The sequence below is a fragment of the Falsirhodobacter xinxiangensis genome, assembly GCF_004959935.1.
Lineage (GTDB): Bacteria > Pseudomonadota > Alphaproteobacteria > Rhodobacterales > Rhodobacteraceae > Falsirhodobacter > Falsirhodobacter xinxiangensis.
Genome location: NZ_SMYN01000041.1, coordinates 1 through 8,893 on the forward strand (window position 1 = coordinate 1; position 8,893 = coordinate 8,893).

Consider the following 8,893-nt stretch of genomic DNA (forward strand, 5'->3'; position numbering starts at 1 on the left):
TGACGGCGCCCCCAATGCCCGGATATGGGCGGCAGCCTCTTGGATTGAAGCCTCGTTGCACAGATCGAACGCCGGAATGCTGCGGCGGGACAGTCCGAGGACGGTGTTGAGTTGTCCGGAAAGCCCGGCGGCCTCGACCAATGCTGCGCCAATGCCGCCGCTCGCGCCGAAGATGACCGCGAATGTCATGAGGTCCTCCCGAATGCCGCGCCCCTTCAAGACTGATGCGCGATCCGGCGCGATCAAGTTGTCTATGACAAGTGAAGCCTACGTTGGTCCTGCGAGCGAACAGCCGGAGACTTTTCATGATTCAGACTAAGCGTATCGTCATTACTCGCAGTCCCCGAGGGACGTCAGAAGCCCACCAATTTTCACATCGAAGCAGCGGATTTGCCCGAACCGCGTAACGGTAAAGTGCTGCTACATGACACCGCCGGGTTCCGAACGCATTCACAGAAGATCGTGAACGCACCTTTAGGAACGAGCGCCCCCTGCATTCGTTTCTTCAGCGAACAGAATGCAAAACGGAGACTTCCAATGCAGACGCTGAACGGCAAAAAAATCGCCATCCTCGCGACCGACGGGTTCGAGCAGTCCGAGCTTGAGGTTCCCCTGAACGACCTTCGGGCGGCGGGGGCCGAGGTCCACGTCGTCTCGCCCAAAACAGGGGAAATCCGGGGCTGGGATGAAAAGGACTGGGGGCGCTCCGTGAAGGTCGACCACGCACTCGGCAAGGTGTCGAGCGCCGACTATGACGCGTTGATCCTGCCCGGCGGCCAGATCAATCCCGACGTCCTGCGCATCGACGAGAAGGCGCTGGCCTTCGTCAAATCCTTCTGGACGGAGAAGAAGGTGATCGGCGCAATCTGCCATGGCCCATGGCTGCTCGTGGAAACCGGCATCGCCAAAGGTCGCAAAGTCACCTCCTTCAAGTCGATCAGAACCGATCTGGTTAACGCTGGGGCGGAGTGGAGCGATGCCGAGGTCGTCACGGATCAGGGACTGGTGACCAGCCGCAATCCTGGAGATCTGCCGGCCTTCGTTGCGAAGGTTGCGGAGGAGATCCTGGAAGGACGGCACGACCGCCGCGCCGCTTGAGTTGACAGGCCGCAGGTAAAAGCCTGCGGCCTTTTTTAGAGACTTCTCGCAATTCGGCCCCGGGCGGTCGCGTAGCCGATGCCAGCGCTCGCCCCAGTCACAAGCGCGCGTCTTCCTTTAATGTTTAGGTCCATAACAGCCTCAGCAAGATTGTGTAACGACATTGATGACGGCATCTTCGGACGGTGCGTCCGAAGGGGGCATACACATCACGACGATGGTAGATTCACCGAGGCAGGTTCGTGGATGGGGCACCGGTTGATCTCCGCGCGGTAATCTGCGGATGCGCGATATGGTGCGCGCCGCGCGCGGTTGATGCCACCCAAGGGTCGGTGTGCCTCAAGGCCGGTCCAGACTGAAAAGCGCATGCCGTCGTCGATCTGCTTCGCCCGCGCTTCGGTCCAGCCGTGTTGTGGGCGCGCAGTCAGGCGGGCGACGGGGGTGAATGGGGACAGGTCCTCGTCCCAAAGCACGGTGGGGTCCTCTATCGGCATCTTCTCGGGATCTCGGCACAGCTGGACCTGCAACTCCCAAACCCCTTCGCCGGCCAGCATCGCCGCATCGACCGCGTCGCGCAGCGCGTCGGGACGGTCCCTCGTGTCCACGATCTCTTTGGTGTGGCGGGTAAGTGCCTTGGAGATTGGCACCAGAGAAAGCTTCGCCACATGGTTGCCATAGCGGAACGGGGTCTGGGTATAATACGTCTCGCCCAGCGGATGCACGTTCGGCGCGCCGCCCAAGGTCTTCAGCGTGGAACTTTCGCCGCCGACCGCTTCGAGAACGCGTTCGGTCCCGCGCAGCACCGAGGACAGCGCCTTCTTCGCCCATTCGGCGCGGTCGGTGGTCTTGGCCAGCAGCTTCAGGCTTTTGAGAAACGCAGCGGCATCCTTGGCGCTGAAGGCTGGACCGTTGACCATGACGAAATCCTGCGTCCGCCCCTCGGCCCCCTCCAGCCGCTCCCCATCAACGTCCAGCACCTTCAGAGCGATGCCGCGCGGGACGGAGATGCTGTCGTGAAGGATGTCACCGGGATTGGTGGAGATGCGCAGGATCGCGGAATGGCGGCCCGGACGCGCGAACATACCCTGTGCCAGTTCCGGTGGCAGGTCCGCCAGAACCTCCAGCTCACCCTTGATGATGCCGTGGCTTTTGGCATGGACCGAGCGGACGGCATGGCCGTAATCCGCAGCCGTCACCTCCATTATGCCGCGCAGGGTTTCGACCAGCTCGCGGATCGTTTCCGCTTCGTCGGGAGCAACGGTCTCCACGGAGGGGGAATAGGGGATCGGGGCCTGCATGGTCTCTCCTGTTGCGAAAATCATGGCGCGGATCACAAACCCTGCCGCCGGACCGATGTTCCTGACTGCACAGCGACGGCGGCCTGAAGCGCGGCAAGATGGCTCAGCCCCTGCGGCAGATTGCCGAGCCATCTGTGATCGGACGGGTCAATCATCTCGGGCAGGATGCCGTCGCCGCAGATCGTCTTCAGCCGCGCGAGGGCGTCGCGGGCGGTCTCGGTCTGGCCCAGAAGCGCCCGCGCCTCCACCATCCAGAACGAGCAGGCGAGAAAGCAGCCCTCTTCCTGCTCCATACCGCCGTATCTGTAATGCAGCCCGCCAGTGCCAAGCTCGCGGTCGATGGCGTCGAGCGTGAGGGCGAGACGGTCTTGCCCGTCGAAGCCGAACCGCACCGCCAGCGCGATCGAGGCGTCGAGCCTGTCCGATCCGGGATACATGACATAGGCGCGCCTCGCCTCGTCCCAGCAGGTCGCGTCGATCCACTCGGCGATGCGGGTGCGTTCACGGTTCCAGCGGTCGCGGCAGGTGGTTGGCAGATGGCCCGCATCGGCCAGCTCCACCGCGCGGGACAGGGCCTGCCAGCAGCTGATCTTGGACATGGTATAATGCCGCTCCTCGGGCAGTTCCCAGATGCCGGAATCCTTCTGCCGCCAGCGGTCCGCGCATTCGTCGGCAAGGTGTGAAAGCGTCTCGGCGCTGCGCGCATCAATGATATTCCCCGCGCGGGTGAAAGCGGCGACCGTCTCGAATATGTCGCCGTAGATGCCGTGCTGGTGCTGGTCCGCTGCGCGGTTGCCCTGCACCACCGGCCGGCTGCCGCGATAGCCGGGCAAATCGAATTCACGCATTTCCCCGTCCGTGCCGCCGTCCAGCAGAAAGCAGACCCGCGTGCCATGCTCGCACAGCTGCCGCAGCAACCAGGTCAGCGCCGCCTTCGCCTCGGCCTCGGCCCCCATCTGCAGGAACGACACGATGGAATATCCGGCATCGCGCACCCATGCGAAACGGTAGTCGTAGTTCTTGTCCCCGCCGATCCGCTCGGGCAGCGACGAGGTGGCCGCCGCTGCGATCGCCCCGCTGGGCGAATACAGCAGCAGCTTCAGAGCCAAAGCCTGCCGCATCACGAAACCGTCCTCGTTGAACAGCGCGGACCAGTCGCGCCATTCCCGATCCGATCCGTCGATCCGCGCATCGATAGCGGCAAGGTCGGGGATGACCAGCGGCTCGTCTGCGCCTGCGACGATGGCCAGAACCTCGCGTCCGCCCTCGGGGATCGTCAGGGTGCCCCGGATGCCGCCGTCGCCCTGCGCGGCGATGGCCAGCCGCTCCCCATGCAGGAACGCACCCAGCACCGCGCCGACATGGAACATCACATGTGGACCGGCGGGCGACATGTAGGGGCTGCGGCGTCCCGCGCGATGGCCGAAGCGCAGAGTGACTGCGAACTCCATCGTTCCCCGCAGCATTTCGATGCGCCGCGCGAGTTCGGCCCATGGCAGCCGCCCGGCGGTGCCGCTGTTTAGCGATTCCGTCAGCACGGCCTCGGCATCATCGGTGACGAACCGCGTTTCCAGAACGTTGCTGCCCGGGCGATAAGTTCTGCTCGTGCGGAAGGGCTGCGTCGGCGTGATGCTGAAATGCCCCGCCTGCGATCCGTCCGGCAGGGTGCCCGAGCCGATCAGTAGGCGGTCGAACAGCGGCGGGCTGTCCATGTTCGGAACGCACCACCAGTCGATCCCGCCATCCTCGCCCGTCAGCGCGACCGAGCGCCCTTCGCCGATTGCACCGTATCCCTCCAGTGGCAGGAAGCCAGCCTCGTCGCGGCGGCTGGATCGGGGTGTTGCGGTCATTCGAAGGATCCTTGGAAGGGGTAGGAAAGCAGGAGGCGAACGCGGTGCTGTCCTCGGCCGTTCCGCGGAACATCCGTGCCATCGGACGGTTGGCGTGATGAAATCGAAGGAGAAATCGACCGTGACCGATCGCCTTGCCCCGCAGGATCCGCGCAACCAATATCCAAAACCGCCTTTCCCGCAGCAGCCGCAACCCGCCCCCGGCGAGGCCGCGAAGATGCAGCCCGCCCCCGACCATGGCGAGCAGAGCTACAAGGGCTCGGGAAAGCTGACGGGGCGCCGCGCGCTGATCACAGGCGGCGACTCTGGCATCGGTCGCGCCGCCGCCATTGCCTATGCGCGCGAGGGGGCGAATGTCGCGATCTCCTACCTCGAAGCCGAACGCCGCGATGCCGAGGAGGTGGCCGAGCTGATCCGCGCCGAGGGCCGCAAGGCCGTGCTGCTGCCCGGCGACATCACTTCGGAAAGCTGGTGCCGCGAGATGGTGGAGCGGACGGTGACCGAGCTTGGCGGGCTGGACATCCTCGTCATCAATGCGGGACGCCAGCAGTTCCGCGAGGATGTCGAGAAGGTCTCGTCCGAGGATTTCGACCTGACGATGAAGACCAACCTTTATGCCATGCACTGGATCGCGCAGGCGGCGGCGCCGCATCTGCAACCCGGCGCGTCGGTCATCACTACCGCCTCGGTGCAGGCCTACGATCCGTCGGATATCCTGTTGGATTATGCCACGACGAAGGCGGGTATCGTGGCCTATACCAAGGCGCTGTCAAAGCAGCTGATGAAGAAGGGCGTGCGCGCGAATGTTGTCGCCCCCGGTCCGTTCTGGACCGTGCTGCAACCCTCGGGCGGCCAGCCGCAGGAGAAGGTAGAGCAGTTCGGATCGCAGACCCCCTTCGGCCGCCCAGGCCAGCCAGTGGAGATCGCCCCAGTTTATGTCCTGCTGGCCAGCCAGGAGGGCAGTTACATTACCGGTGAGGTCTACGGTGTCACGGGCGGCGCGGGCATCGCCTGAACGCTTGCAGGTCAGAGGTCGATAAACGCCGCGCTGCTCGGTCTTTGAGCCGCAATGCAGTCAGATCGTCTTTCGCCGAGCGCGATGCCAGCGTGCGTATGCGCGCTTATTAGGTCAAGGATCTGATAGCCGAGAGTATTGGGCTGCGGGAATACACGGGAAATCGAACGCCGCCCGATGGACAGTGACGAGGTTCGGGGCGGGACCATTCTCGCCTCGCTATCGTGTCCGACAGGTGTCCGTTCGCAGGATAAGCGATTTTGATAGGGTGAACGATAACCGCCACTCTAATCTGGTCATCGAGACAATCTGCCGCAGGGCGCGTTCGTCCTGAGCGGCGCTTAAGCATGAGTTCGGCGCCAGGTTTGAGCCATGATCAACCATGTAAGCGATCAGGGTCGCATGGCTTCCGGTCGGTGTGCCGGGTCTGCCATCTATGATTTAGGTCAAAGCGTGCACTTCGATCACCGTAGAGGGAGACAGTGCCCCGCCGACAGAGCCGGGTGCCAGCGGGGCTTCGGCGGGAACAAAGCTATACAACCCTGCAGAGAGTTTGTTCCTTGGACATAAGTGCGGACATCGACGAAATAGATCAGATCGTCCACGCTTGACGTCGCAATTTTGTCCGGCGGCCCAACTATCGTGACGGACGCAAGCAGAAACAGGCATCATCTTTGCAGGACGCCATAAGTGATGCTGATCTCACCATCCGCTAAGACGCCTCGAAGCTGTAAAAGAATTGATCGCTCGTTCCCGCGGTGGCCAAGCGAGTAGGACTTCAACGTCATGCGCATTGGCTGGCCTTCTACGCGAATTTTGCCTATAAGATCATGGGCAGTATGAAAGTCGCGCAGCATGTCAGAGGTCAGGATCATTGCTCCACCGGCGGGCGGTCTGGATGAGCATGATTTCCGCGACGACCTTCGGGCCATTGCAGGCAATGCCTCTATCCCGACGATGCTGGAGACGGTCTGCATGGCAACCGGCCTTCGCTTTGCCGCGATTGCACGCGTAACCGATGCCCGGTGGATCACATGCAGCGTCGCGGATCATCTTGGGTTTGGCCTTCTTCCGGGATCGGAGCTTGTGGTTGAAACCACGCTGTGCCACGAGGTCCGGCAGGCGGACGTTGAGATTGTCTTCAACGACGCCCGCGCGCCTGGCCCCTATAAGGGCCATCCTACCGCACAGATGTATGGTTTCCGCAGCTATCTCTCCATTCCCATTCATTGGCCCGATGGACGTTTCTTTGGCACCCTCTGTGCGCTGGACCCCAATCCACAGACACTGGACGATCCGCGCGTTCTGGCCATGACGCGCATGTTTGCGCGAATGATCGGTGAGACACTGCAACTGGATACTCGGCTTCAGAATGCCGAGGAAGAGTTGGCGCAGGAGCGCGAGATTGCCGACGTGCAGGAGCAGTTCATGGCCATTCTCGCCCATGATCTGCGCAACCCGATCACGGCCGTCCGTGCCGGTCTGCGCATGCTGAAACGGCAAGAAGCCGATCCGCGGAAGCTCGCGCTCATCGATCTGATGGACGGCTCCGGGCAAAGGATGGCTGATCTCGTGTCCAACCTGATGGACCACGCTCGCAATCGGCTGGGCGGAGGCATAGTGCTGGACCGCCGAAGCGATAGGCCGTTGACCGAGGCGCTCGATCAGATCGTGGCCGAGTTCCGCGCCGTCGCCCCGTCCAGCGAGATTGTCGTCACGTTCGAGCTTCCGCCAAACCTCGATTGTGATCGCGCTCGGATCGCGCAACTGCTGTCAAACCTGCTCGGCAACGCAATCACCCACGGAACGCCGGATCGTCCAATCCATGTATCCGCGAAAGTGACCAAAGGCACTTTTGCGCTCGCTGTTCTCAACGAAGGGGCACCGATCCCGGAGTCGAAGCTTTCGGGCCTGTTCAGCCCATTCCAAAAAGGCGACGAGCGACCGAATGGGTCGGGCTTGGGTCTCGGTCTCTATATCGCCTCGGAGATCGCGAAGGCGCATGGTGGTCGGATGCTTGTTGCTTCCACAGACGCAAACACTGTGTTCACCTTCGAGATGCCAGCCTGCCACTGATAGGAGCAATTCTTGTCCGGTCCGCGACGACGGGTGAACAAATGTTCCTTACAGTATTAGAAAAGCCAGCCAACACAACATCGTAATCAAGGCCGCAGTGCGCTTGAAACTTGAAAATTACAGCGCATCTAAGGCCCCCTTGATCGGGAACGGCGGGGCTGGCAAGTCAATGGTGTTTGGGTTCAACACCCGGGGGGGTGTGGCCGGTGTCGGCCGCGCCGTCTGTATTCTGACTGCCGCCTAGCGCTGCAACACGCGGCACAACCAATCGTCGATCGTATCGAGCTGAGGCCCATTTTTTGGTGCGCGCAGGTGCCTTTCTTCGAGAGCCCGCACTGGGGTCATAAGAAGTGCTGAAGATCGACCCTGATGGCGAAAGCGATTTCTCGCCTTCGGTTTGATCTCCAGTATCCTCGCTGTTGTCTATTGTCATGGCCAACATCTACTCGTCGTCATCTGCCATGCAAAACTGAAGCGGAAAGGCGCATAGTCAAATTCGAAGGGGCTGTCGGTTCGCGGCATATGATCAGGCGGAATTCGCGATGCGGCTAACCTCCCCGGGCAATGCTGATGGGGTAACGTGATCTTTGTGAACTTGCCAGCGCATGAAGCGGCAGCCTTTGCATCGATAGCTTTCGCGCGGTTTCTGCATACCTTTGCGAAGTAGCGAACATCTTACATCTTCATCCGAATTTATGTCGCTGCAACGCCTGCTTGCCGAAGCGCAAAGACGACGGCCGCTCGTGCATTCTCGGGATCATCGAACTCATCCATGACCATCATGCACGCGCGGGCAGCGGTGAAGTAACCCAGGCCTTTGTCCCATCGCCAGCGTGTGGACAGGAAGATGACCGCGCTGCTCGTATCGACCAACACGACCGACCCGCCAGTGTCGGGGTTGGTGAATCGAATAGGAGTGGCAAAGGCGCGATGCATCGCGTGCGATTACACAATGCGCTGACGTTTCAGAATGCCGATCTTAATGCAGAGTTCTGGATCTCGGCATTTGGGCGCAATTTTGCTCAGCGGCTCAATCGACATCAATTCCAGAGGACCGAAGTGCATTTCTGACCATGGTTCGAAGATCCCCTGCGACCAGCGGGTCGAGCTTTGCGGCTTCGCACGCCCAGACCGCTTCATAAAACTCCGGGGTCAGTGCCCATCCCGAATAGGAAACAAACAAGGCATCAGCCGCCTCGGCGTCTCTTATGGTTGTCAGGGCGCCGGTTTGGGGATGGGGGAACATCAGGTCAGTTTCCCACCCTTCGGACGTCGGGACCATGGATTGTGTTTCCATGTCTGGCTGACCTGCTAGGCGCATTCCCTGGTCTGCTCGCCCCTCACTCTCAATATAGGTTCGGGCTAAAGCATAATCATAATAACGACATGCTAATCGTTCTTCCATTTGCGCCTCATCCAATCCGTCAACGCTGCCGCCGGATTGCGCAGCCGATTGCGTTCGCTGCGAAGCTCGATCAGCTCGCGCTCAAGCTCAAGGATACGGGCGAAAAGGCCGTAGCGCTCTGAGCTACTCCCCTGAAATCGGACAGTGACGG

At 61.5% G+C, this 8,893-nt stretch carries 7 protein-coding genes and 1 pseudogene; 3 read left to right on the forward strand and 5 right to left on the reverse strand.

The window, feature by feature from the left end; all coding sequences use genetic code 11:
• Positions 1-189, reverse strand: a pseudogene (locus tag E2K76_RS19665) (hypothetical protein); the annotation flags it as partial.
• A 348-nt stretch (positions 190-537) separates the two neighbouring features.
• On the opposite strand from E2K76_RS19665, the gene E2K76_RS19670 reads away from it, so the two are divergent.
• Entirely contained in the window at positions 538-1,098 is a 561-nt protein-coding gene (locus E2K76_RS19670) for a type 1 glutamine amidotransferase domain-containing protein (protein ID WP_136686138.1), read from the forward strand.
• A gap of 209 nt (positions 1,099-1,307) precedes the next feature.
• Here E2K76_RS19670 and E2K76_RS19680 read toward each other — a convergent pair whose 3' ends face one another.
• Both E2K76_RS19680 and E2K76_RS19685 read right to left on the reverse strand, forming a co-directional pair.
• Positions 1,308-2,396 carry a catalase family protein gene (locus E2K76_RS19680; RefSeq protein ID WP_136686139.1) on the reverse strand — a complete coding sequence of 363 codons (1,089 nt, stop codon included), beginning with the start codon at positions 2,394-2,396 and terminating at the stop codon, positions 1,308-1,310.
• A gap of 32 nt (positions 2,397-2,428) precedes the next feature.
• On the reverse strand, positions 2,429-4,246 hold the full coding sequence (locus E2K76_RS19685) for a glycoside hydrolase family 15 protein (protein WP_136686140.1): 1,818 nt from the start codon (positions 4,244-4,246) through the stop codon (positions 2,429-2,431).
• Positions 4,247-4,343: 97 nt separating this feature from the next.
• On the opposite strand from E2K76_RS19685, the gene E2K76_RS19690 reads away from it, so the two are divergent.
• Positions 4,344-5,261: an SDR family oxidoreductase gene (locus E2K76_RS19690; protein WP_136686141.1), complete on the forward strand. Its 918-nt coding sequence runs from the start codon at positions 4,344-4,346 to the stop codon at positions 5,259-5,261.
• 855 nt (positions 5,262-6,116) lie between these two features.
• Positions 6,117-7,337, forward strand: coding sequence for a GAF domain-containing sensor histidine kinase (locus E2K76_RS19695; RefSeq protein ID WP_136686142.1), 1,221 nt, complete (start codon positions 6,117-6,119; stop codon positions 7,335-7,337).
• Between the two features lie 693 nt (positions 7,338-8,030).
• On the opposite strand, the gene E2K76_RS21175 is transcribed toward E2K76_RS19695, so the two are convergent.
• A complete protein-coding gene (locus tag E2K76_RS21175) occupies positions 8,031-8,273 on the reverse strand; it encodes a DUF982 domain-containing protein (protein WP_136686143.1) in 243 nt (80 codons plus the stop codon).
• 94 nt (positions 8,274-8,367) lie between these two features.
• Positions 8,368-8,742: a hypothetical protein gene (locus E2K76_RS19705; RefSeq protein ID WP_136686144.1), complete on the reverse strand. Its 375-nt coding sequence runs from the start codon at positions 8,740-8,742 to the stop codon at positions 8,368-8,370.
• Between the last annotated feature and the right edge of the window lie 151 nt (positions 8,743-8,893).